The organism is Aquisphaera insulae (assembly GCF_011064615.1).
In the GTDB taxonomy this organism is placed as follows: Bacteria; Planctomycetota; Planctomycetia; order Isosphaerales; family Isosphaeraceae; genus Aquisphaera; species Aquisphaera insulae.
In genome coordinates, this window is record NZ_JAALJH010000045.1 from 34766 (window position 1) to 58584 (window position 23819).

General features: G+C 68.0%; 18 protein-coding genes. 13 read left to right on the forward strand and 5 right to left on the reverse strand.

Annotated features, from left to right (window positions below; translation table 11 throughout):
* Positions 1-119: 119 nt before the first annotated feature.
* Both G6O54_RS21795 and G6O54_RS21800 read left to right on the forward strand, forming a co-directional pair.
* The gene (locus tag G6O54_RS21795) at positions 120-1175 is read left to right on the forward strand and encodes a potassium channel family protein (protein WP_165227978.1); all 1056 of its coding nucleotides are present in this window, start codon (positions 120-122) and stop codon (positions 1173-1175) included.
* Between the two features lie 1061 nt (positions 1176-2236).
* Entirely contained in the window at positions 2237-3502 is a 1266-nt protein-coding gene (locus G6O54_RS21800; RefSeq protein WP_165227980.1) for a hypothetical protein, read from the forward strand.
* 45 nt (positions 3503-3547) lie between these two features.
* Here G6O54_RS21800 and G6O54_RS21805 read toward each other — a convergent pair whose 3' ends face one another.
* The gene (locus G6O54_RS21805) at positions 3548-3754 is read right to left on the reverse strand and encodes a hypothetical protein (RefSeq protein WP_165227982.1); all 207 of its coding nucleotides are present in this window, start codon (positions 3752-3754) and stop codon (positions 3548-3550) included.
* A gap of 157 nt (positions 3755-3911) precedes the next feature.
* Between G6O54_RS21805 and G6O54_RS21810 the strand changes: the two genes are divergently transcribed.
* The 3 genes from G6O54_RS21810 to aroA are packed head-to-tail and all read left to right on the forward strand — an operon-like array spanning position 3912 to position 6286.
* Complete coding sequence (locus G6O54_RS21810; RefSeq protein ID WP_165227984.1) at positions 3912-4631, forward strand: YggS family pyridoxal phosphate-dependent enzyme; 720 nt, start codon at positions 3912-3914, stop codon at positions 4629-4631.
* Entirely contained in the window at positions 4628-4957 is a 330-nt protein-coding gene (locus tag G6O54_RS21815; RefSeq protein WP_165227986.1) for a DUF167 domain-containing protein, read from the forward strand. Before G6O54_RS21810 ends, G6O54_RS21815 begins: the two co-directional genes overlap by 4 nt.
* Before the next feature lie 24 nt (positions 4958-4981).
* Positions 4982-6286: a 3-phosphoshikimate 1-carboxyvinyltransferase gene (gene aroA / locus G6O54_RS21820; protein WP_165227988.1), complete on the forward strand. Its 1305-nt coding sequence runs from the start codon at positions 4982-4984 to the stop codon at positions 6284-6286.
* Here aroA and G6O54_RS21825 read toward each other — a convergent pair.
* Complete coding sequence (locus G6O54_RS21825) at positions 6235-7008, reverse strand: hypothetical protein (RefSeq protein WP_165227990.1); 774 nt, start codon at positions 7006-7008, stop codon at positions 6235-6237. The two genes, aroA and G6O54_RS21825, sit on opposite strands and share 52 nt — an antisense overlap.
* A 158-nt stretch (positions 7009-7166) precedes the next feature.
* Between G6O54_RS21825 and G6O54_RS21830 the strand changes: the two genes are divergently transcribed.
* Positions 7167-9821, forward strand: a complete 2655-nt coding sequence (locus G6O54_RS21830; protein WP_165227992.1) for a beta-galactosidase — start codon at positions 7167-7169, stop codon at positions 9819-9821.
* Positions 9822-9921: 100 nt separating this feature from the next.
* On the opposite strand, the gene G6O54_RS21835 is transcribed toward G6O54_RS21830, so the two are convergent.
* Both G6O54_RS21835 and G6O54_RS21840 read right to left on the reverse strand, forming a co-directional pair.
* On the reverse strand, positions 9922-12432 hold the full coding sequence (locus tag G6O54_RS21835) for a TolC family protein (protein WP_165227994.1): 2511 nt from the start codon (positions 12430-12432) through the stop codon (positions 9922-9924).
* Between the two features lie 522 nt (positions 12433-12954).
* Complete coding sequence (locus G6O54_RS21840; protein WP_165227996.1) at positions 12955-13326, reverse strand: Mpo1-like protein; 372 nt, start codon at positions 13324-13326, stop codon at positions 12955-12957.
* Between the two features lie 183 nt (positions 13327-13509).
* On the opposite strand from G6O54_RS21840, the gene lpxK reads away from it, so the two are divergent.
* The 5 genes from lpxK to G6O54_RS38905 all read left to right on the forward strand — a co-directional run bounded on the left by lpxK (position 13510) and on the right by G6O54_RS38905 (position 17546).
* Positions 13510-14574, forward strand: coding sequence for a tetraacyldisaccharide 4'-kinase (lpxK, locus tag G6O54_RS21845; RefSeq protein WP_165227998.1), 1065 nt, complete (start codon positions 13510-13512; stop codon positions 14572-14574).
* A gap of 45 nt (positions 14575-14619) precedes the next feature.
* Entirely contained in the window at positions 14620-15753 is a 1134-nt protein-coding gene (gene waaF, locus G6O54_RS21850; RefSeq protein ID WP_250847022.1) for a lipopolysaccharide heptosyltransferase II, read from the forward strand.
* Positions 15754-15785: 32 nt separating this feature from the next.
* The gene (locus G6O54_RS21855; protein ID WP_165228000.1) at positions 15786-16763 is read left to right on the forward strand and encodes an NAD-dependent epimerase/dehydratase family protein; all 978 of its coding nucleotides are present in this window, start codon (positions 15786-15788) and stop codon (positions 16761-16763) included.
* 128 nt (positions 16764-16891) lie between these two features.
* On the forward strand, positions 16892-17242 hold the full coding sequence (locus G6O54_RS21860) for a DUF433 domain-containing protein (RefSeq protein ID WP_205678980.1): 351 nt from the start codon (positions 16892-16894) through the stop codon (positions 17240-17242).
* Positions 17211-17546: a DUF5615 family PIN-like protein gene (locus tag G6O54_RS38905; RefSeq protein WP_165228004.1), complete on the forward strand. Its 336-nt coding sequence runs from the start codon at positions 17211-17213 to the stop codon at positions 17544-17546. The genes G6O54_RS21860 and G6O54_RS38905 overlap by 32 nt, the downstream gene beginning before the upstream one ends.
* Here the strand turns inward: G6O54_RS38905 and G6O54_RS21870 are convergent.
* Entirely contained in the window at positions 17481-19835 is a 2355-nt protein-coding gene (locus G6O54_RS21870) for a GxGYxYP domain-containing protein (RefSeq protein WP_165228006.1), read from the reverse strand. The two genes, G6O54_RS38905 and G6O54_RS21870, sit on opposite strands and share 66 nt — an antisense overlap.
* A gap of 1196 nt (positions 19836-21031) precedes the next feature.
* Between G6O54_RS21870 and G6O54_RS21875 the strand changes: the two genes are divergently transcribed.
* Both G6O54_RS21875 and G6O54_RS21880 read left to right on the forward strand, forming a co-directional pair.
* Positions 21032-22804 (forward strand): hypothetical protein, encoded by a 1773-nt coding sequence (locus G6O54_RS21875; protein ID WP_165228008.1) that lies wholly within the window; start codon positions 21032-21034, stop codon positions 22802-22804.
* A gap of 45 nt (positions 22805-22849) precedes the next feature.
* On the forward strand, positions 22850-23812 hold the full coding sequence (locus tag G6O54_RS21880) for a hypothetical protein (protein ID WP_165228020.1): 963 nt from the start codon (positions 22850-22852) through the stop codon (positions 23810-23812).
* Positions 23813-23819: the final 7 nt, after the last annotated feature.

Below are 23819 nucleotides of genomic sequence, written 5' to 3' on the forward strand. Positions count from 1 at the left end.
GCGAGGCGGGGCGGGGGTGGACCTACCGCGTGCTGGCGACCATTGGAGGCGGGTTCATGTGCGGGCTATCATGATACTCGTGTGGATCGACGATGCAACCCGCGCGGGCCGTTCCGACGATGATGCTTCCCCACCTGCGAATCCCGGCCCGACTTCGCGTCTATGCCCGGTTCAACCGCTACCTGCTCTGGGAATTCCGCTGGGCGCTCGGCGTTTTCGCCTCGCTGGTCGTCGGCGGCGGACTGCTGCTTCACACCTGCTACCATCATGAACCGCTGAGCTTCCCGCGCGCCTGCCACGCCGTCTTCCTGATGATCTTCCTCGAGAGCTCGATCGAATTCCCGGACGAGTGGTATCTCCAGCCCCTCTTCTTCCTGATCCCGATCGTCGGCCTGGGCGCGATCGCGGACTCGGTGATCCGCCTCGCCTTCCTGATGTTCAGCCGCAAGCAGAATCAGCCGGAGTGGAACCGCATGCTCGCCTCGCTCTGCCGGGATCATTTCGTCGTCGTGGGCGTCGGCATGGTTGGCTATCAGGTGATCCGCGACCTGCTCGAGATTCGCGAGTCCGTGGTCGCGATCGACAAGGCGACCGACGACCCCCTCCTGACCGACCTCTTCGATCGCGGGATCCCCGTCATCCTGGGGAACGCCCGGATGGAGACCATCCTGGAGCAGGCGAACGTGGCGCAGGCGAAGGCGATCATCCTCACGACCGCGGACGACCTGACCAACATGGACATCGCCCTGACCGCCCGCGACATGAACCCGACGGCCCGGATCGTCCTCCGCCTGTTCGACGAGACGCTCGCCGCCAAGGTGGTCGGCGCCTTTGCCATGCCGGTGATCTCGACCTCGCGAGTCGCCGCGCCGGCGTTCATCGCCGAGGCCATGGGCCGCAAGGTCTATCACCCGTTCCAGCTATCCGGCAAGTCCGTTCACCTGACCGACCTGGTCGTTTCCGAGGACGGAGGGCTCGTCGACCTGACCGTCGGCGACCTCCAGGGTGACAAGATCGTCAACGTCGTGATGCATCAGGGACGATCGGGCGTGCAAGTCAATCCGAACAACGACATCGTCCTGTCGCCGGGGGACACCATCCTCGTGATCGCGCCGATGGAGCCGCTGCTCCGCCTCGAGTCCCTGAATCGGCCGGGTGCAGGAGGTCGAAATTAGGTCGAGCCCGGCGCAGGCCGGTGATCCCCTCCGAACTTGGTTCCCGACCGCGGTTCGGGCTGGCGGACGTTCGAAATAAAAAACCGGCCAGTGAACCAACACGGTACGGCTGCCTCTCCCTCAGCCGTACTGTGATGAGTCAACTGGCCGGTTAGACTCGGGCGGGTCTTCGGGAACCCACCTTCGTGTTCACTCGGCTGGTTGCCGGTGTTTTAAAACCGACCAGAGAACCAGCAGGGTACGACTGCCTCTCCCTCAGTCATACCCTGATGAGTCAACTGGTCGGTTAGCTCGGTGCGGATCGTCGAGACTCCGCGATTGTGTCCTTCGGATTTCCTGCGTGTTTTGAACCGGCCAGCGAATCGGTGCAGTACGGCTGCCTCTCCCTCAGCCGTACGGTAACGATTACACTGGCCGGTAGCTTGGGAGATCCTGCCAGACCGGTCGTCGACCGATCGAGGATCGCGGTGGAAAAAACCGGCCAGAGAATCAGCAGGGTACGACCGCCTCTCCCTCGGTCGTACCTCACCGAGTCAACTGGCCAGTTGGCTTCTGGCCGGCATCCGGGCCTATCGGGCCCGGTGCCACTGCGTGTGAGAAAGGGCGAGCGGGGGGTCGTGCGAGGCATCCCGCTCGCCCTTTGGCGGTGAGCCAGTTCACCGAGGTGAACCGACCGTCGCCAGTGGGGTGGTTCCTTGTAAGTTGTCAAGTGCGGCGAGGACTTCGATTCGCTAGCTGCTCATCTTGTCGTCCCCTGCGTCACACGGGATAGGTAAAAAGCAAAGCCAGTGCCAGATCGATTTCAGCCCCCGTCGGACGCCCGAATTCCTCCAAAGCCGGCCCTGTCCTCGGGCCGATCATTCAAGAGAACTCAGCACTTACGTCGAGCGGAAAATTCCAGGGAAATCGCCCGCGGCGGCCAGCTCCCGGCCCCTGTCGAGTCCAGGCTCCAGCCCAGGGCGTGTGTTTCCTAGGCAGGCCCGCTCAAGAATCCAGCAGCTTCCTGTTCCGTGATTCCTGTTGCGGATCAAGGTCTGCCAGCCCCCCTGGAAAACCCGCTCGTGGACGGCATAACGTCTCTCGATTCTCGTCTCTCGAAGGCGCTCGAGGCCTGGACCGACCGAAGCCGATCGTCGCCCCTCGAACGATGGCTGGAGCAGCAGCTTGACGACGATGGCGGCCCCGGCCGGCTCCCTCTCCCCTCTCTGGCGCCCGTGATCCGTCGGCTGCTCGAGGCCCGCGATCGACGGCCGGGATGGCCGGGCCGGATCGACGACGGCCTGACGAACCTCGTCCGCATCCTCCTGAGGACCTCCACGATCGACCGAAGGCCCGCCACGGGCGATTCGGCCGGGGCCGAGAGGGATCTGGTCCAGGATGTCCTCCATCGGTTCGCCCGACTCTTCCCGAAATCCGCGGAGGCTCGGGTCATCGCCTGGTGGGTCCCCGGGGTCGCCTCCGCACACGTCCCGCCGCCGCTCCCGGCCTGGTCGAGCGAACGCAGGGTGCTCGCCGTCCTCCGGCCGGGCTGGCAGAAGGGCGACGACCTGATCGCGGTCGATCACCGCCAGGCCGGGCCGAGCACCCAGTTCGGTCTCGTCGGTGCGGGGGTCTCCTGGCTGGGTCACGACTGGAGCCCCTCGACGGCTTCCGAGGGGAAAGCGACCGCGGCCCGGCCCACCTGCTGGCAGTCCTCCTCGGCGGCCGACCTGGCCGAGTGGACCTACACGGCCGGCGGACTCCGCCATACGAGGACGGCCCTCCTCCTCCGGGGCCGTTCCCTGGCCCTGTTCGCCGACCAGGTCGAGGGGATCCGGGCCGCCCAGCCGGATGCGCCTCCCATCGAGTCGACTTGGCAGATCCCCGAAGGAATCGTGACCGCGCCCATCCCCGGCTCGCGCGGCCTGCTGCTTCGCCCGACGGGGCCTCGAAAGTCCGCCCAGGTCCTCCCGATCTCGCTTCCTTCGCTGGATTACCATACCGATCGCGGAGCGTTCTCGATCACTCCCGAGCGGAGGCTCTCCCTATCGGTCGCGCCGGTGGGTCGACGGTGCTGGCTCCCCCTCCTGGTTTCCTGGGATTCGCAACGGAATCGCAAGCCGTTGAGCTGGCGGGTACTGACGGTCTCTCGGGATTCCAAGGTCTGCGGAAGGGACGTCGCCTTCGCCGTCCGCGTAAGTTGGGGGCGCGAGGAGACCCTGGTGATCTACCGGAGCCTGGCCGCGCCGGCGTCGCGCGTCTTCCTGGGACATCAGACGACGGCCCGGTTCTTCGTCGGCCGATTCACGAGCGACGGGGACGTGGAGCCGATCCTGAGCGTGGACTGACGGGACGATGAGGACGAGGAAGTCCGGGCTCCGGCTCGCCCGACCTCAGTTGATCCGCGGTCTGGTCAAGAGGGAGGTTAGGGAAAGGGCGATGTAGGCGAGCGTGACCAGAACCATCAGGGTCCCGGAGTGGAAATGCGCCGTCCGGAGGCCGACCGAGGCCTCGCCGGTGCGGATCAGCATGCCCATGACCAACTGGGCCACGACCAGGATCGCGGACAGGACGCCGAGGAGAATCGTCGCGGCTCTCATGAAACGCAGGTCCTCTCACGATGCGGGGAAAGCAACGAAGGGAAGCCCCGTTCATCCGGGGTTGAGTCGCCAGGGGATCGCCTTGACGGCCGCCCCCGGGCATCATGGAGAATAGTCGATCGTCGTGCCCTCGTCACCTGCCGGCCCCCCAGTCGCCATGCCCGAGCTATCCTCCGAAAACGACTCCCGGATCGTCCAGAACCTCGCCCGGGTCCGCTCGCGAATCACGGATGCCGCCCGCAGATCCGGACGCGCCTCGGATTCGATTCGGCTCGTCGCCGTCACCAAGAAGTCCCCCGTGGAGCACGTCCGCCCCCTGCTTGCGGCCGGCGCCGTGGACCTGGGAGAGAACTACCCCCAGGAGCTCTGGCGGAAGGCCGAGGCCCTTTCCGGGTCGGCGCCCGCCCCGCGCTGGCACCTGATCGGCCATCTCCAGTCGAACAAGGCCCGGCGGACCATCCCCCTGGTGAACATGGTGCACGCCGTCGATTCGCTCCGCCTGCTCCGGGCCCTGGACGAGCTGGCGGCGGACCTGCCGCGGATGCCCGGGATCTGCCTGCAGGTCAATACCTCGGAGGAAGAGGCCAAGCACGGCTGGTCGCCGACGGCGATCATCGAGGAGGCGGACGCCATCGCCTCCTGCCGCGCCGTGCCGATCGTCGGCCTGATGACGATGGCCGCCTGGGGGACGGATGCCGAGACGGCCCGGCCGTCATTCGTGCTCCTTCGCCGGACCCGGGACACGCTCCGCGAGCGGACCGGGCTGGAACTTCCGGAGCTCTCGATGGGCATGTCGGGCGACTTCGAAACGGCCATCGAGGAGGGTGCCACGCTCGTCCGGGTCGGCTCCGCGCTCTTCGAGGGAGTGGAAGCATGATCGGCCTGACGCCACACGCAAACGGGACGATCGTCCCCGTCCACGCCCAGCCCGGCGCGAAGCGGAACGCCGTGATCGGCGAGCGGGCCGGGTCCCTCCGCGTCGCCGTGACCGCCGCGCCGGAGAAGGGGAAGGCGAACGCGGCCATCGGCGAGGTCCTGGCCGAAGCGCTCGGCTGCCGGTCGTCCCAGGTCGGGCTCCTCTCGGGCGAGACCTCGCGGCAGAAACGCTTCCTGATCGCCGGCATCGACCCCGACGAGGTCCGCCGCCGCCTGGCCCCCCTGCTGCCGAACCCCGAACCGGGTCCAACTCTCCCCCTGCATTGAACCGACAGAAAGCCGACTCCCACGATGCCCGACTATCCGAGCGAGCTGACGATCGAACCCTGGACCGGCGAGCCCCCGAAGGCCGCGATCCGCGTCCCCGGATCCAAGAGCCTGACCAACCGCGCCCTCATCGTCGCCGCCATGGCCGAGGGCCCGAGCACCCTTTCCGGGGCGCTCGACAGCGACGACACCCGGGTCATGGTGCAGGCCCTCCGCGCGCTCGGCGTGGACGTCCAGCATGGCACGAAGGCCGCGACGATCCGGGTCCTGGGCTGCAACGGCCGGCTGCCGGCGCGCGAGGCGACGCTCCACCTCGCCAACTCCGGGACGAGCCTCCGCTTCCTGACCGCGATGGTGGCCACGGGGGTCGGGACCTACCACCTGGACGGCTCGCCCCGGATGCGCGAACGGCCCGTCTCGGACCTCATCGAATCGCTGAACGGCCTGGGCGCCCGGGCGAGCAGCGACCTCGGCACGGGTTGCCCCCCCGTCACGGTGGCGGCCCGCGGGCTGGAAGGGGGCTTCGCCATGGTCCGCGGGGATGTCTCCAGCCAGTTCCTCAGCGGGCTCCTCATGGCGCTTCCTTACGCCCGCACGCCGACCACGATCGAGATCCAGGGCGAGCTCGTCTCGAAGCCCTACGTGGCGATGACCCTGGCCGTCATGCGCGACTTCGGCGCGAAGCCGAGCGAGCGGAAATTCCGCCGGTTCGACGTCTATCCGTCGCGTTATCAGGGGCGCGAGTACGCCGTCGAGCCGGACGCCTCCGCCGCCAGCTACTTCATGGCCCTCGCCGCGATCACCGGCGGCACGGTGACAATCGAGGGCCTGGGCACGCGGAGCATCCAGGGTGACGTCGCCTTCGCCGACATCCTGGAGCACATGGGATGCACGGTCGTCCGCGAGCCCGAGCGGATCACGGTCACCGGCGGCCCGCTCCGGGGGGTGGACGTCGACATGAACGCGATCAGCGACACGGTCATGACCATGGCCGTCGTCGCCCTGTTTGCCCGGGGCTTCACGCGGATCCGGAACGTCGGCCACATTCGCCACAAGGAGACCGACCGCATCGCCGCGATCGCCGCCGAGCTCCGCAAGCTCGGCGCGACGGTGGAAGAGCTGCCCGACGGCCTGGTCATCACGCCGCCCGACGCCGGTGCGACCGGCCCGGCGACGATCGCCACCTACGACGACCACCGGATGGCCATGTCGTTCGCCCTCGCCGGGCTGAAGGTCCCGGGCGTGACGATCAGGGACCCGGGCTGCGTCGCCAAGACCTATCCGGGGTTCTGGGAGGACCTGGGGGCGTTGCGGCGGTCATCATCCTGAGCGGCGGGATTCCTGGCGTGGGACTTGCCCCATCGGAGGGCGACTTCGGTTACGAGCTGGGCCGTGCGATCGAGGGCGCCGGGGTCGATCGTCGCCGTTTCGCCCTCGAAGTGACCGTCCCCGAGGATCACGGCGGACATGGGGAGAAGCGTCGTGATCACCCGGTTCCTGCGATGGGGAATCCAGAGGTCTCTTGCGGCCTCGAGGACGAGGTCGCTCCGACGACCGGCGATCAGGATCCCCCGGCCCACGCCGGGCGCGAGTACATCCAGGAGAAGGGTCGGCCTGGGGTCCAGTTCGGCATCTGTCATGTCGCGGTCTCCTTCCGGGACGGCCAGGATCAGGTCCACGCGACTCGATCGCGAGCCGGGCCACGTCCTGGCCAGCTCCATCAGGAACCCGAGCCCGGCGCACGTCCCGAGATCGCTGCGGTCCGGCGCCTCGATCTCGCGCCCTTGAATCCAGGCGAGCGCTCGACCGAGGCGCCATCGCCACATCCCCAACCGCGTCGTCACGTGCGGGATCTGCACCACGACCCGAGCCGGAGCCGATGAGGGACGAGAGGCGACCACGAACCCGCCGGGCCGATTCACGCTCCAGCCAAGGTCACGGAATCCCTCCTCGACAAGCCGCACCAGTTCCTCCTCGCGGCCGTCGTTTCGTCGCCGGAAGCCACCGAGCCATTCGGCCATCTCGATCACGCGAGCCGCGTCGAATCGCATTCGTCTCCCTCCGCGCCCGGCATGCCGCCTCCTCTCCAGAACATCGATGACTGGGCGATGTCCACGGACTCGCATTGCGCGGCCGACCTGCTATCGTAAACGGAAGCATGCCGATTCTCCCCCCGAACGATCCTACCTCTTCCCCCAGATTCACTCCGATGCGTCTGAACACACTCTTCACGGCGGCTTGCCATGCGTTCCTCCTGGCCCTCCCTTTCCCCGCGGCACTCGCCGCCGATCCGCTGACCGTCCGCGTGGACGCGGCCCATGGCGCCCCGCGGATCGTGGTCAACGGCAAGCCCGTGAGGCCCCGGATGTTCTTCGGCATCCCCGGCTCGGCGCCGATCGCCGCGGCGGCCGGCCCGCGCGAGGTCGCGTTCGAGTTCCGGGCCCGGGACACGGCCGACACCGCGACCATGCACTTCCGCTTCGGCTCGAAGCCCGGGACCATCGACCTCGACGACATCCGCGTCGTCGACCTGGCCGACGGCCGCGAGATCCTGCCGCGCCGCGGATTCGAGGACGGCCCCGGCTCGTTCGCCGCGGACTGGTCGGCCTGGCCTCCCGACGAGAAGAACACCGTGGGCAAGATCGCCGTGACGCCGGGCGCGGGGAAGGACGGATCGGCGGGCCTGCGGATCGAGCTGACCGCGCCCTCGAAGCCGGGCGACGCCTGGCCCGACTTTCATCTTCATCACCATGCGAACCTGCATTTGAAGCGCGATCATCGCTACCGCGCGACGTTCTGGGTCAACGCGCATCAGGCTCGCGACCTGATGGTCGCCTTCTATCGGCCGGGCGAGACCTACGTCCACCTGGGCGGGCCGGAGGATCCGTTCGCGAAGCAGATCAAGCTCGCGGCGGGCGTGGGCGTCGATTTCGTCAGCTTCCCGTTCGAGGTCCCGTGGCCCCGCCCGGGCCGGCCGGCGGACTGGTCGGCCGTGGACCTGGCCTGCCGGGAGGTCCTCGACGCCAACCCTCGCGCGCTCCTCCTGCCGCGGATCGGGATGATGCCCCCGGAATGGTGGCTCGACGAGCATCCGGGCGAACGGATGCAGTGGGAAGACGGTCGCCGGGCCCTGGTCGTGGTCGCCTCGCCGGAGTATCGGCGCGATGCGGCCGAGCGGCTGCGTGCCCTGGTCGAGCACATCGAGGCCACCTTCGGCGAGCACGTCGCCGGCTATCATCCGTGCGGCCAGAACACGGGTGAGTGGTTCTACGAGGGGACCTGGAACCCGGCCCTCTCCGGCTACGCCCCCGCCGACCTCGCCGCCTGGCGACGCTGGTTGACCGGTCGCTACCAAACCGACGCTCGCCTGCGAACCGCCTGGAATGAGGGCACGGCGAGCCTGAAGGAGGTCCTCGTGCCGTCTCCGGCCCTCCGCCATGCCTCGCCCTCGGGCGTCTTCCGCGACCCGTCGCGCGAGCAGGCCCTGATCGACTGGGCCGACTTCCAGCAGTATGCGATGAGCGACTGCGTCCGCGACCTCGCCCACGCCGTCCGGGTGGCGTCGAAGGGGAGGAAGCTCGTCCTCTTCTTCTACGGATACCTGTTCGAGTTCGGCCCGGTGGCGAACGGGTCGGCGGTCTCGGGTCACTACGCCCTCCGGCGGATCCTCGATTCGCCGGACGTCGACATCCTCTGCTCGCCGATCTCCTACTTCGACCGGGGCCTTGGCCAGAGTGCCCCGGCCATGACGGCGGCGGAGAGCGTGGCCCTGGCCGGCAAGATGTGGCTCTACGAGGACGACACGCGCACCTACCTCGGGACCGGCGATTTCCCCGGCGCGATCGACGCCGTCTCGACCCTCGAGGACACCAACCGGGAGTTGCTCCGCAACGTCGGCCAGGAGGCCGTGCGGAACTTCGCCACCTGGTGGATGGACCTGGGCGCCACGGGGTGGTTCAACGACCCCGGCATGTGGCGTGAGATGGATCGACTGCGGGCCATCGATCAGCCGTTGCTGGACCGCCCCGGCCCGTACCGGCCGGAGGTGGCGGCGGTGATCGACGAGCGGATGATGATCATGACCGCGCCGGCCGGCGTGGAGGTCACCCGCCCCGGCCTTTACGAGGTCCGTGCCGCGCTCGGCCGCCTCGGGGCGCCGTACGGCCAGTATCTCCTCGACGACGTCCTCGCCGGGCGGGTCCGGGCGAAGCTCTACGTCATCCTCAACGCCTGGCGCCTGAGCGAGGCGGGGCGGCAGGCGCTCGTCAACCAGCTCCGCGGCGCCGCGGTGATCTGGTGCTATGCCCCCGGCTATTTCGACGGAGCCCGGCCCTCCCTCGGGGCGATGAAGGACCTCACGGGCTTCGACCTGGTGACCGTCCCGGCCCACGCGAAGTCCGTCCCGACGGACGCCGGCCGGAGGCTTGGCCTCGTCACTGCGTTCGGTCCCGACCGGCCGATCCGACCGCTTTTCGCCGCGACGGGCCTCGATCACGCTGGGAGCCTGGCAACCTATGCCGACGGTTCCGCGTCGGTCGCCAGGGTGGATTCGCCCGACGGCCCGCGTTACTTCGTCGGCACGCCCGGCCTGTCCACCGAGATCCTCCGGTTAGCGGCCCGCGCGGCGGGGGTCCACCTCTACACCGAAACCGACTGCAACGTCTACGCCCGGGCGCCGTTCGTCGTCCTGCACGCCTCGCAGGACGGCCCGATCACCGTCCGGGGGCCGGTCCGTCCCGTCGGCTCGGCTCGCGGCTCGTCCTGGACGTGGACCGATGCGCTGACCTCGGAACGCCTGGGCGACGGGCCGAGTCTGAAGCTGGAATTGAAGCGCGGGGATACACGGATCCTCCGGCACGAATGAGCCCCGTCCAGCAGGAGCCGGCGCCTCCAACAAACGAACCGAGCCCGCTTCCCCTGGCGAGGAGGCGGGCTCGGTATGGTCTGCGGCGGCTTGCGGCCGCTCAGGACTTCGGCAGCGGCGGTAGGCCGATGTCCGCGGGAAGCTCGGGCAGCTCTTCCGAGGCCGCCGGGGCCGGAGCGGCCGGGGCGGACGCCGGAGCCGGCTCGGCCGTGGCCGGGGGCAACGGCGGCAGGGCGGGCTCGGCCGCAGGCTGGGCGGCGGGGGCCGTGGGCGTCGAGGCCGCCGGCGGGGTCTCCGCCCGGGCCGCCGCGGGGATGGACGCGGGCGTGGTCGCCGCGTCGGCCGCCGGCCGCAAGGTCGGGAACATGGCCGGGGCGCCCGTCGGTGAGGTCGGGATGCCGCCTGCGCCGGGGATGCCTTCGCCGCCGCCGTTGGCCGGCTTCTGCGAGAGGATCGGCGGCTCGCCGGCCGGCCGGAACGGGGCCGACGGGGTGGGCGGCGGGCCGAGCGGGCCGACCGGGGCCGGCATCGCCGGGACGGGCCCGGGGTTCACGCCCGGGGGCGGGTTCGGCGGGACCGTGTCGGGATTCACCGGGCCGGAAGGCTTGGGATCGTACATCGGGCCGTCGTGCGGGATCGGCAGCTTGCGGTGGGCGTTCTGGATGTCTCGGGCCTGGACATACGCCTTGCGAGGCAGCGGGCCCTCCGCGACGGCGATGTTGTTGTAGGCCAGGAGCGTCCCCTTGGACTCCTCGAACACGATGATCGAGATGTTGTAGAGAGTCTTCCACTCGGCCTCGGTCGCGACGGCCTGTGCGTATTGGCTGACGGCGTCGAGGAACCGGTCGATCGTGATTCGGCCTTCCTCGTAGTAGGCCCGCTGGGCGTCCAGCCGCTGGGCGGCCGCGGCCCGGAGTCGAGAAGCCGTCTTGAACTGCTTGTAGTTGGCGTCGATTTCCAGGTAGTACCGGCTGAGCTGGTGGACCCGCTGGTGGACCATCTGCTGGAGGAAGGCCCGCTGCCGCAGCAGGCCGTACTGGGCATACCGGGTGTTCGCCAGCGGCGACCGATTGCCCAGCGGCATCTGGAAGGTGAAGCCCACCTGCCAGGTGTGGAAGTTGTTGTAGAGGCCGGCATTGCCGGGCAGGCCCGCGGCCCGCTCCTTGGCGGCCACGACCGGCTCCAGGGCCTTCATCGTGGCACCGGTCATCACCGCCTCGGCGCTGTCGAGCTGCTCGCCCAGGCCGTTGAGCTGGTAGAGCAGGTTCAGGTTCAACTGCGGGAGCAACTGGTTGCGGGCGATGACGAGCTGGAGCTCCGCCACCCGGACGGCGATCTGCTGGCGGACGATGTCCGGGTAGAACGTGAGCATCTGGGCCACGCTGGAATCCCAGTCGGGCTCGAGCCGGGCCTCCGTCGGGGGCGTCACCGGGATGATCCGGCGATTGTCGGCCGGCGGCAGCCCCAGCAGGTTGCGGAGCTGACGCTCGGTGGTCAGCAGGTCCGAGGTCCGCGTCACCAGCTCCAGGCTGAACTGCTCGAGCCGTTGCTGGGCCTCGGCCACGTCCGCCACCGTCCCCTTGCCGACGACGAGCTCGGCCTGCTCGCGATTGACGATCTCGCGGGCCAGGTCCACCGCCTTCTCCGACGACCAGAGCTGGACGTGCTTGCGGGCGAGGATCCAGTACTGCTGCTCGATCGAGCGGACGTGCTCCATCACGTTGAGCTTGAAGTTCCAGACGCTCTCATCCGCTTGCAACCTCGCGATCACGATCGGCGCCCGGTTGGCCTCGAGGCCCACCAGGTTGCTGAAGTTGTTCACCGGCTGGCCGGGGAGCGGGGCCGAACCCAGGAGCGGCTGGGTGATGCTCATCTGCAGGTTCGTGGTGTAGACCGACGGCGTGACCAGGAACGTGCTGTTCTGGTAGAGCCAGTTGATGTTGTGCACGATGCTCATCTGGGTGCCGGTCGCCCCGCGCTTCTGCAGGCCGAACTGGTAGTTCACCGTGTCCTGGATCGAGACGACCGGGGTCTTGGGCCCGGAGAGCGTCAGCGATCCGCCCTGGATCGCGTTATTGAAAGGCTGCGTGTTCTTGCCCCAGTTGATCTGGGTCGTGAACGCGGTGTCGAAGACGGAGAGCGCCTGGGCGATCTGGGTCTCCTGCAGGGCCGGGTCGTAGACGCTGGCAAGGCCGCCGCCGCCGAGGACCGCCTGGCCGGCGGAGCCCGCGGCGAGCGCCGGCGACAGGAACGTCGGCTCGAAGCCCTCGATCGGGATGCCCTGGGCACCGAGGTTGATCACGCGGATGACCTCGGCGTTGTCGAGGCCGATCCGGATGGCCTCCTGCAACGTCAAGGGCCAGAGCTCCTGCGCCTCCGGGTCGTTGGTCGTGCGCGGCTTTGCGATCTTCGGGAGCTGCATGGGCAGGCTGCTGCTCAGGAAGTCGGCCTGCTTGACGTCCCGGTCCTCCAGCGCGATCTTCCCCATGTTGTCGTGGGGGACCTGCTTGGACTGGTCGATGTAAGGAAGCCTCTGGCAACCGGAGGAGAACAACCAGACCGCCGCCAGGGCAGCAGGAGTCCACCGGTTCGTGCTTAGAGTCAATCGCATGGCCCGCCGTCCTTGACAAAGTTCGCCATGTGACGCGTCACTCAAGCCGCGGGATCGCGCCGCGCCGTCCTTGGCTTGGCTCCTCGCCGGTTTTCTTGTCCCTGCTCCGAGATCCCTGCTCGATGGATCTCGAATGCCCCGCATCGAACGACTCGCGGAACCGCCGAGGGCCGGGAAGACGTGCTGACTCCGGCCCAGAGCCTGACCTGATCGGGACTGTCACCAGAGCGACGCATCACACCCTGGCGATGATCTCCGGCCACTGGCCGGAAGATCCTGACATCGGTTTGTATCGGAACTACGAGTCGTGGGACTTGAATCGATGCGGGGGATCTTACGGATTATCCGGATTCTCTCCTAGTCCAAACTTGTCGTCAGTCGAAATCGGCTGAAGACACGAGCCGACCGGCCGCGCAGGCCACGCGCCGCGAACTCAAGGGGACGGGCCGAGGCGCGTTCTTCCCGATCGCTTTTCCGGCCCGCGGAGCCACGACCTGAGCGGGAGGGAGGACTCGTCGAGACTCAACCCGCGGCGGCGGCCGGCTTGCCCGTGCTACGGTCGGCCGCGGAGGGCGGCGCCGGGGCCGCACTGCCACGCTGGGTGGCGAACTCGACATAGGGGAGCCCGAGCTTCTTCTTGAAGAAGATGACCTCGCCGGGATCCGTCCCTTCCAGGAGGTGCCCCGCGAACTGGAGGGCAAAGCCGCCGAAGAAGAGCGACAACGACAGGATCATGATCGGGACCGAGAGCAGCCCCACGTAGATCGAGAAGAGCAGGACGCCCAGGATCGTCGGCGGGATGCCGATCAGGTGGAAGACGAAGCTCACCGGGTGGCGATGACGCTCCATCCAGTGGGCGATCAGGGGGCTGGGCTCCTGGGGGGGGTAGACCATTGAGGCTGGCTCCGGAAGCGTCCCAAGCGCGCGGCTTGACGGGCCTGGCGGCCTCGTTTAGCCTGTCGGCCCGTCCTCAACATGGTAACCCTGGCGGGACGTGAATGCCAGCGTTCTTGAGGAAATCCGGGCGAGTCGTCAACGGTTCGGGGCGGATCGCCGTCAGGACCGAAATGGGGCAGCGTGAGCAGGCTTGATCCGCAATGGTTCCTGCGGTTGGTGCGGGGCGAGATCCACAACCCCGCCGCGGCCGTCGCGCGGCTGGGCCTCGGTGCGGTTGCCGTCGGGTACGGAGCAGCCGTCCGCGCCCGGAACCTCGCCTATGATCGGGGCTGGAAGCCGGCATCTCGCGCCCGGGTCCCGGTGATCTCCGTCGGCAACCTCACCCTCGGCGGGACGGGCAAGACCCCGATGGTGGAATGGCTGGCCCGCCGGTATCGACGCGAGGGCTGGCGCGTCGCCCTCATCAGCCGGGGCTACGGCCACGAGGGGGGGATCAACGACGAGGGGCTGGTCCTCGAGGAGAACCTCAACGACGTCCCCCACCTCCAGGATCCGGACCGCGTGAAGCTCGCGGAGATCGCCGTCGAGGAGCTCGAGGCCGAGCTGATCCTCCTCGACGACGGCTTCCAGCATCGCCGCCTGGCGCGCGACGTCGACCTCGTCATGCTCGACGCCCTCGATCCCTTCGGACTGGACCGGCTCTTCCCGCGGGGCTTGCTCCGCGAGCCGGTGAGCTCGCTCCGGAGGGCGTCGGCGGTCATCCTCTCGCGGGCCGACACGATCGACGCGGCCGCGGTCGAGGCCATCCGCCGCCGGGTCGAGCGGGCGGCCCCGGGCATCCCGTTCATCCGGACGCGGCACGCCCCGATCGACCTGCTGGACGCCGAGGGCCCGGCCGGGCCGATCGGCGATCTCGCCGGCAAGCATGTGCTGGCCTTCTGCGGGATCGGCAACCCGATGGGCTTCCGGCGGACGCTCGAGCCGCTCTGCGAGCTGGGCGACCTGGAGGTCTTCCCCGACCACCATCCCTACGGCGCCGGCGACGTGGCCGAGCTCACCGAGTGGGCCCGCCGCGGCGGGGCGGATCTCGTCTTGACCACCCAGAAGGATTTCGTCAAGCTCCGCACCTCGACACTCGGCGCCGTCCCTCTGCGCGCCCTCCGCATCGGCCTGGAGATCACGGAAGGTCTCGAGTCCCTGGAGCAGGTCCTTGGCAAGGTCCCCCGCCCCGCCCCCTGCGGCTGAGCGGGCGGGACCAGCGGACGCCGCGTGTCGCCGGAGGCCGACGGAATGGCCGGAAGGCATGCCTCGCCGATGAAGATCGTGGTCTTCTGCCCGAACCTGATCGGCGACACCGTGATGGCCACGCCGACGATCCGCGCCTTGCGGGAGCACTTCCCCGCGGCCCGCCTCACGGCCGTCATCCGGCCCCAGGTCGCGCCCGTCCTCGACGGCAATCCCTGGTTCGACGAGGTGATCCGGGCCCATCACAAATCCAACCGGGTCGAGGAACGATCGCGGGCCGTCCTCGGCCGGCTCCGAAGCGGCCGGCATGACGTCGCGGTCCTGCTGCCGAACTCGTTCCGCTCGGCCTGGACCGCCTGGCGTGCGGGGATCCCCCGGCGGATCGGCTATGTCCGCTACGGCCGCGGCCTGCTCCTGACCGACCGGCTACAGCCGCCTCGGGATGGGGCAGGCCGCTATCTGCCGACCCCCATCGTCGAATACTACCTCATGCTCGCGGACGTGCTCGGCGGCCGGGGAACCTCGGTGCGGCTCGAGCTCGCGACGACCAGCGAGGACGAGGCCGAAGCCGATCGGGCCTGGGCCGCACTCGGACTGACGACGGATCGGCCGGTCGTGTGCCTGAACACGGGGGGCGCCTTCGGACCGGCGAAGAACTGGCCCGCGGAGTCCTTCGCCGGATTGGCCCGGCGGCTCATTGAGGAGCGAGGCGTCTCCGTCCTGGTCCTCTGCGGGCCGGCCGAGCGGGATTCGGCCCGTGCGATCGTCCGCCTGGCCGATCATCCCGACGTCGTCAGCCTGGCCGACCTGCCGCCCAGCCTGGGCCTCTCCAAGGCGTGCGTCCGCCGCGCCGCGTTGCTGGTGACGACGGATTCCGGCCCGCGACACTTCGCCGCGGCCTTCGGCACGCCCGTGGTGAGCCTCTTCGGCCCCACCCACGTCGCCTGGACCCGGACCTACCACCCGCGGGCCGTCCACATGATCCGCCCGGTCCCTTGCGGCCCCTGCCAGCGCCCGGTCTGCGCCGAGGGCCACCACCGCTGCATGCGCGAGATCGACGTGGAGTCCGTGTTTCGCGCCGCGTGCGGGTTGCTCGATCGGGAACGGGAGAAGTCATCCGGCGAGGGCTCGCGAAGTCGGCCCTGCACGCTCCCCGAATCGAGCTACGTTTCTCATTAGGGAAGTCCTCCTGAGGATTGGAGCCTGAAGCGATGGCGACGTGGCTGATCACCGGTGCGACGGGCTTCCTGGGCCGCCACGTGGTCAAGGAGCTCGAGCGGACGCTGGCCGCGAGCGGCCACGCCGAGGACGTCGTCCTCACGATCGGTCGGCAGCCCCTGCCGGCGATCTACCCGGCGCGGTCCCTGGTCGCGGACTTAACCAGGCCGGACCAGGTCCGCGAGGCGATCCGGGCCGCCTCGCCCGATTTCGTGATCCACACCGCCGGCCGCACGCCGCCGGCGCCGGACGAGGAGATCTACCGGGCCAACTTCTGGGGGACGATCCACCTCCTGAAGGCCCTGGGGACGCTCAGGAAGCCCGTGCGCTTCGTCCTCGCGGGTTCGGCGGCCGAGCTCGGACCGGTCCCCGAGGCGGACCTGCCGGTCGCCGAGGGCTACCCCTGCGACCCGATTGGCGCCTACGGCCGGAGCAAGCACATGGCGGCGGTCGCGGCCCTGGCGGAACCCGCGCCGCTGGAGGTCTGCTGTGCCCGCGTCTTCAACCCGATCGGCCCCGGCATGCCGGAGTCCCAGGCGTTCGGCGAATTCGCCACGCGGCTGGCCGCCGACCCCGGCGATCCGCTGATTCTCCCCGTGGGCGAGCTCCAGTCCCGCCGCGACTTCGTGGACGTCCGCGACGTCGCGCGGGCGATGGTCGCGCTGGCCGTCCGCGGCAAGCCCGGCAACGTCTATCACGTCGGCACGGGCCAGTCCCGGACCGTCACCGAGGGCCTCGAGCACCTCGTCCATCTGAGCGGCCGGGCCATCAGGATCACCAGCGACCCCGCCCGAATGACCCGCCGCGGCCCGGCCGACTCCCGGGCGAATATCCGCCGCATCGGGGAAGACGTCGGTTGGAGTCCCGAAATTTCGTTCGAAAAGAGCCTTGGGGACCTCTGGACCGAACGGCAGGGAAAGGTCGCAACGGTCCGTGCGGACATCAGGCCCGTGGCGTCCCTGTCGGCGTAGCCGGTAGAATGATCCAGTCAGAAGGCGAGATGCGTGTTTCCTTTGCTCAGCCGCGCCGAGATGCGCCATTCGCGATAGGATAGCCCCCCATGGAGCCGTCTCTCGGTCATTTTCACGAGGTCCCTCCCTTGACGGGCACACTGCCCGTCATCCGAGAGCACATCGTCTCGACGCCTGACATCTGCGGCGGCAAACCCCGAATCGCGGGGAGCCGCATCCAGGTCAAGCACGTGGTCATCATGCACGAGCGAGAGAGCAAGAGTCCCGAAGAGATCGTCTCCGAGTTTCCGCACCTCACCCTGGCATCGATCTACGCGGCACTCGCGTTCTATCACGACCATCGCGAGGCGATCAACGCCGAGATCGCCTCCGATCGTGCGTGGTACGAGGAGCAACGAGAGAAGCAGCCCTCCAAGCTCAAGGATGCTCTCAAGGCACGGACGGCCAATGCCCAGGACGATACGCTTCCACCTGGATGAGAACTGTACCAAGGCCATCGCCGCGGGCCTTCGTCGGCATGGCGTCGAGGTGTCGACGACACCAGAAGCAGGCTTGCTCGGCGCCGTCGATGATGATCAGGTCGCGTTCGCACTATCGCAAGGTCGTGTCATCTTCACTCAGGACCGGGATTTCTTGAAGATCCACGCAACCGGCACACATCACCCGGGTATCGCGTATTGCGAGAAAGACACTCGAAGTCTCGGTGAGATAATCTCGTCACTGGTTCTCGTCTGGGAAATCTACGAGCCCGAAGAGCTGGCCGATCGAATCGAGTACCTGTGAGGCTTCACGATGTTCATGGCGAGCCCGTTGTGACCCTGCCGCCCTGATGCTGGTTGACTCCCGATAGAGCCTCGCCAGCTCGCCCGGGCTGACGAGCACGTAGTCCGGCGGCAGCTTGCGCTTCAGGTCCATGATCCAGGTCGGGTTGTATCGCCAGCAGAGGCCCACCACGTTCAGGAAGGCCGGGCGGCGGGAAGGGGGAAACCGACGCAGCTCGTCGAGGATGTAGGCGTTCTCGCCGTCCATCGTCCAGGTCCGGAAATCCTCGTTGGCGGCCCAGGTGTGGATGCTGTTCACCGTGTGGAAAACGACCGTGTCGTCGAGCTTGTAGGTGCATTCATCGGTCGGGATGTCGGCGCGGGTGCCGCGGCCGATCTCGGCGACGATGTAGTTGAGATTCTTGACGCCCTGGGTGTACCTGCGGAGGACGCCCTCGCGGGGGAGATTCGGTCGGCGGACGCCGCTCCAGAGGAGCTCCACGCCGTCGAGGTCGAGGAGCCGGCAATGTTCGTCCACGTAGGCAATCCAGCGAGCCCAGATCCGCTCGCGATCCTCCTTGCGGAACCGATTGGCGAAGAGGGGCTCGTTGAAGTAGACGAGGCCGTAGAAGGTCTCCGCCGGGGTCATCCGGTCGTAATACCAGCGCTGGACCAGGGGCATCAGGTCGATCGTGCCGAGCTGCATGCCGCAGCCCATCGGCACGGCCCCGCGGAGCGGGTCGGCGAAGATCCGCTGCCAGAAGCCCTGCCAGCAGCCAATGCCGTCGCAGTCCATGATGCTGAAGGCGACGTAGACCTTGTCCGGCTCGAGCTTGGTGCGTGGTGGCTGTGCCCGGGACTTCTGGCGGAAGACCGCGTCCTGGCCCTCCAGTTGGATCGCGCCGTGGACGCTCGCGTTGGACATCAGGTCGGTGCCGGGGATGAACTTGCCGTACTCCGAGCAGAGGTGTGCGAACGCGTATTCCGTCAAGTAGGCCTGCTTCGGGTCGTCCCCCGCGACCCAGCCGAACATCGGGATGGCGCCCGGCGTCGCCGCCAGGATCTCGTGGGCGAAGTCCATCTCGGCGGCCGGGTCTCCCCCCTTCTCGCGGTCATCCGGGCTCGAGACCCAGAGCTGGAAGATCCGGTGCTCCACCAGGTAATCCTGGGTGCCGAACCGCCTGCTCGGCGGGAACTGCCAGGCTAGCGCATGGTGGCTCATCCGGTCCCAGTAGTTCTCATAAACGAACCGGTACGCGTCCACGTTGCGCTTCCAGCGGCCGCGGAGGTCCATCACGACCGGCAGGTTCAGCGCCTTGCCCAGGGCTGAGGCCGTCTCGGGCGAGGCGGGGAGCGCATCGAGCAGGCCGGCCAGCATCCATGAGGCGTTGATCGACCCGGGAAGGTCCGGATCGATGACGATCAGGCCGCGGACGCGGTCGCGGAACCGACGGACGATCTCGACGGGATCGCCGAGCCGCTCCTCCTCGTCGGTGTAGCCCTTCTCCTTCATGTACGCGAGCCACATCTCGTCGATGAGCGCGGGGTCCGTCGTCCGGCTGATCAGGTAGAGGCTCGGATCCTCGCGATTGACGATCCCCTGGAGCGCGACGAGCGGGCGGATCAGCTCGTCGGGGAGCTTCGTCGTGTCGCAGACCAGGAGGTGGCGGCCGACCTTCCCCCGCGACCGCGGGTACATGCCGGAGAAGTCCCGGGGATAGGAACGCTCGACGAGCCCGGCACGCCTCCGCGCGGAGATCGTCATGGAGACGTCGTCGATCCAGAGGGCCTCGGTCGGGCCGTCGGCGAGGATGTGGATCCTCAGGGTGTGCTGGCCGGGCTGGGTCGCGGCCGTCAGCGTGACCTCGCGCCAGTCGTACGTGCCGGCTGGGAGTGGCTCGCGGAAGGTATCGCCGGCCTCCATGTCCACGCCGATCGAGCAGTTCGCGAGCTTTCGCGCCTTCGCGAAGAGGCGGATGTCGTAGGTCGTCTCGGGCTCGACGGGGATCGCGGGGGAGCGGAGGAAGGCGTAGATGTTGGGTGCGGTCGGAGAGCGGTCCTCGATCCGGACGGAGAATCTCCCGGAATGACGCGTCTCCCCATCGCGGACGATCGCGGCCCTCGTCCCCGAGCTAATGCCGATCTCCCAAACGACGGGGACGCTCGCGAGGGGCGCGGCGTCCTCGAAGCCGGCGTTCGGGATCGGGATCGAGGGCGGCCCGGATTCCGCCGACGCAGGGCCCGTCGCCAGGAGGATCGATCCGAGGAATGCACTCACAAGGGGAGCGAAGGGGGCAGGCGAAACGTCCATGGTGTGACCAACGGCTTTCAGGCTGGCATGGGTCCGGTCTCGGAAGTCGAATGATACCTCCATTCTCGACGAACGCCCCCCCCTGCACCAGCGACCGCCGTCGGCCCGGGCGCGACGCATGAGTCACGGTGGCGCGGGAGCCTCTCACGTCCGCTCCGAACAAGCCCCGGAGGGTCGGTCCTCGCCGCCGCGGCCCGGCATGGATCCGACGCCCGGGTCGGTCGTCCACGAATCGCCGCCCCGATACCGTCGACAGGCGACCGGGGGGAGGGCCGCGACCTCGGACTCCCAATCCTGAAATCATCATGCATCGATCTGAAATGATCACAAGTCGTTCGAAGCGACCTCAGTTCAAGAGAAGACGTGGCGACTTCGGTCTCCTCGTGATGCAAGCAGTCGTGGTGGTCACGCTCGCGAGCACCGGCTCCTCTCGCTGCCCCTTGCGGGGCCGCTGCGATCCCGCGGGATCGCAGCGTTCCACCGGGACATTCGGAATCGTGCCGATTCCCGCGAGATTCGGGTGGTCGTCGGAGGGCCATGCGGGGGCTCCTCGACTCGGAACGGTCTTCGTGCAGGAAGCGCCGCCGAGAAAAAGGCTCACCGCAAGATTTTTAACTTGACTGGCGACGGGAAGTGTTCCTAGATTCACATTTCAGGTGACGGTCAAGAATAACACGTCCCGTCTTTAACGTGAGATCTCGCTTCTTCGGCTCGCAGGACGTACCGAGACGATTCGAGGCCGGGCATTCCAGGAAGCCTCATTTTCCTGCCGCCCGCCTTGAAAGGAAGACGTGTACCGTATCGCGCGAGACCCGGACGCCACGGAAGGCGACGGCCCAGAAGATCCGCAAGAGGGTGGTGCAGCGACTCGCCGCCGTCTTGAATCGATCGGACTTGATTCACAGTTTTCTGCAACGAGAACCCGCATCGGCAATCGGTTGAGATCGGCCGGGAGCCGAGTCGGACGGGTCTCGTCTCTCGTGATTCTGTCGTCGTGCGCCCTTGAGTGACGTGGGCCCCGCGGGAGGCTTCCTCGTCGCAACCCGTGGCCGATGCACCGCCCGTCGGAGGTGATCGACCGAATCCGGCTCGCGTGCTCGTCACGTGCATCGATCCCCCAGCGCCATCGATTTCGGACGGGGCCGGGATCCGGCCCGAGCTCGCATCTTCTTCGACTTCTCCCGGAGGAGGCACCCTTGAAGACCCTGATCATCGCCCGTCGTCATCCGGTTCGGAGGAATCGAAACGGTCGATCGAGGTGCCCATTCCTCCCGGACCTGCTGGTCCTCGAGGGGCGGGCCCTGCTCGCGAGCCTCACGACGATCGACTTCGATAGCCTGGCCGACAGCGCGGTCGTGACCGATCAATACAAGTCAATCGGTGCGAAGTTCAACGGGACGGCCACGATCCTGAATCAGGCCACCACGCTGAACCCGCCCTTCCCTCCCCGCTCCGGGGCGCAGGTCATCTACGACTCCACGGCGACGATCCGCGTCGACGCCGTGGGCGGGGTGTGGTCGGAGGTTGGCGGGTATGTCACGGGGAATCGCGATATCGTCATGACGGCCTATTCCTCCAACGGGACCTCCCTGGGGAGCGATTCGCTGGGGGGGGCGAATTACACGGGAGTCGGGACGCCGAACAAGAAGCTCGACGTCACGGCCAGCGGGATCGCCTACGTCCAGTTCGTCGGCGGCGGCAACACCTTCACCATCGACGACTTCTTCTTCGCCCTCAACAAGATCAACCTGCAATCGGTGACCTACGCCGGCGCCGGCTACAACACCATCACGTCGGATCCCACGCCGAGCGGGGCGACGAAGGACTACAGCGCGGATCATTGGCTCGACAACAACCTGAACGGATCGACGGCCGACGCGGGCGATCATCGGTATCCGGTGCTCTATGCCTCGGCCGGGACCATGAGCGTCGCCGGCAAGTGGAAGCTGGGATCCGCCGACTCGGTGGGGACCAAGGTGAAGGTCCGGGGCGACGGGCCGGGGAACCTGGACCTGCCGGCCACGGCCGCGACCCAGGCGGGCGACGTGCTGACGCTCGCCGCGACCGCGCTTTCCAACAAGTTCGACGCCTCCGCCAAGTACTTCGACCACTTCACGATCAAGTGGGAGATCTCCTACGACGACGGCAAGACCTGGTCGGACGCCGGTTCGAGCGACAACACCGTCTATGTGTCGGCCGGGACGCCCATACCCGACAAGGACTCCGGCGATTTCTTCGAGACGGTCGTCCACCTCGCGATCACGAAGACGGACAGCAAGTCCGCCGAGGCGGATCTCATCGCCGGCGCCTGGAGCGCGTTCACGGGCCGATCCGTGTCGCGCGTCGACGGCAAGGCGCTCCACTACTACCAGAGCTATAACATCCGGAACACGACCGTCGAGACGCTCCTGAGGGACCTGGACGGCCAGTGCAGCACCTTCACCCTGCTCTTCATCGACCTGCTCAAGGTCAACGGGATCAGCAAGACGGACAATTACGTCTTCGTCAGATCGACGACGGACGACGGCTTCATCGTGAAGGACTGGACCTTCACGGGTGCCGGCAAGAGCGGCGATGCCACCTATCCGTACCTGAATCTCGGGTTCCAGAAGAAGGACACGAGTTACAAGTGGGACTACGCCGACGTCAACGACGACCCCGGGATCGCCGGCCAGAACAACGTGAATCCGGCGTCGCTCTTCAACAACCACCAGATCGCGCTCATCAACGGGACCTACTATGATGCCAGCTACGGCGTCACCTACACGGACCTCAAGGACATGGAGAAGAAGTCGATCGCGGGCTACTTCAAGGTCCAGGCGGGCTATCGTGCGAAGGAGGCGGATCTCGGCGTCGACCTGGACGGCAACGGGTCGAAGACCGACGTGATCCGCTACCCCCAGGCGTACCTGTTCCGGAAGGTGGACCTCACCAAGCCCAGCCTGAAGGAAGACAAGATCACCATCTGACGACGACGGACGCGGGCGGAGAGATACCCGGCGAGAACGACGGCGATGATCGTGACCATGCTCATGATGATGCTGCCGGCGCTCCCCGGCCCCGACGGGGCCGGGGAGCTGCCGCGGCTGGTGGAGATCGAGGGGGGCCGCCTCTACTGGTCCACGCCGCGCGGGTCCGAGACCCTGCTGAGGGCGTGGGGCCACCTGGAGGCGGCCCCGCGCGTCTATCGGTTGCCGATCGCCGCCGGCCCCGGCAAGTCGCCCCTTCGTCTCAAGGTCCGCGCGGGCTCGGCCTGGGCCGTGAGCCGACCGGAGGTCGCCCCCGGGCAGCCGCTCTCTCATCTGCTTCGAATCGCGCCGGAGGTCCTGCCCGATTTCCTCGCTCGAACCTCCGACGGCCCGTTCGCGTCCAGGCTCGTCCCCGAGGCGACCGCCCCCGGGGTCACGCCCGTCGTGGAACGCCCGCTCGAGATCGGCCGCATCGATCCGCTGACGGAGGCCTGGCTCCCCGCCCAGAGGGGCCACGGTGCCACGCCGGCCTACGATATCCTGCCCGTCGCCGAGGATGCGTGCCTCCTGATCCTCGCGGCGGGACATGAGCTCGCGATTCATGAATACCGGTATCGCTTCGACGAGAAGCTCCGGGATCATCGGGGGCGATGGCGGGAAGTCTGCCGCGTTCGGTGCGACCTCGAAGACACGTTCCGCGTGTTCCGCAGGCGCGGCCCCGGCTACCTGATCCTGACCGACTCCGGAAGCCTGTACACGCTCGATCCCGACCCGGCGGGCAGCATGAAGCCGACGCGCGTCTGGGAGGATCCGCGACGACCCATCCTCCTGGCCGTGAGTCGCGGCGAGGACCGATCCGCGCGCTTCTTCGGCCGAGGGTTCCAGCTTCGGCTCGATCCGACCCTGGTCGTCGAGGAGGATGCGTCCATCCCCGCCCGAATCGACTCGGAAGACGAAGCGTGGAACGTCATGCTCCGCTGCTCCCGGCCCCTGCTCCCGCAACCTTGATCGAGAA

Coding starts and splice junctions, on each gene's coding strand:
- G6O54_RS21840 (WP_165227996.1), bottom strand. CDS start 13,326: ATGGTCTACCCCCCCCAGGAGCCCAGCCCCCTGATCGCCCACTGGATG.
- G6O54_RS21830 (WP_165227992.1), top strand. CDS start 7,167: ATGCGTCTGAACACACTCTTCACGGCGGCTTGCCATGCGTTCCTCCTG.
- G6O54_RS21835 (WP_165227994.1), bottom strand. CDS start 12,432: ATGCGATTGACTCTAAGCACGAACCGGTGGACTCCTGCTGCCCTGGCG.
- G6O54_RS21825 (WP_165227990.1), bottom strand. CDS start 7,008: ATGCGATTCGACGCGGCTCGCGTGATCGAGATGGCCGAATGGCTCGGT.
- G6O54_RS21805 (WP_165227982.1), bottom strand. CDS start 3,754: ATGAGAGCCGCGACGATTCTCCTCGGCGTCCTGTCCGCGATCCTGGTC.
- G6O54_RS21855 (WP_165228000.1), top strand. CDS start 15,786: ATGGCGACGTGGCTGATCACCGGTGCGACGGGCTTCCTGGGCCGCCAC.
- G6O54_RS21815 (WP_165227986.1), top strand. CDS start 4,628: ATGATCGGCCTGACGCCACACGCAAACGGGACGATCGTCCCCGTCCAC.
- aroA (WP_165227988.1), top strand. CDS start 4,982: ATGCCCGACTATCCGAGCGAGCTGACGATCGAACCCTGGACCGGCGAG.
- G6O54_RS21880 (WP_165228020.1), top strand. CDS start 22,850: ATGATCGTGACCATGCTCATGATGATGCTGCCGGCGCTCCCCGGCCCC.
- G6O54_RS21810 (WP_165227984.1), top strand. CDS start 3,912: ATGCCCGAGCTATCCTCCGAAAACGACTCCCGGATCGTCCAGAACCTC.
- G6O54_RS21795 (WP_165227978.1), top strand. CDS start 120: ATGATGCTTCCCCACCTGCGAATCCCGGCCCGACTTCGCGTCTATGCC.
- G6O54_RS38905 (WP_165228004.1), top strand. CDS start 17,211: ATGCCCAGGACGATACGCTTCCACCTGGATGAGAACTGTACCAAGGCC.
- waaF (WP_250847022.1), top strand. CDS start 14,620: ATGGCCGGAAGGCATGCCTCGCCGATGAAGATCGTGGTCTTCTGCCCG.
- G6O54_RS21870 (WP_165228006.1), bottom strand. CDS start 19,835: ATGGACGTTTCGCCTGCCCCCTTCGCTCCCCTTGTGAGTGCATTCCTC.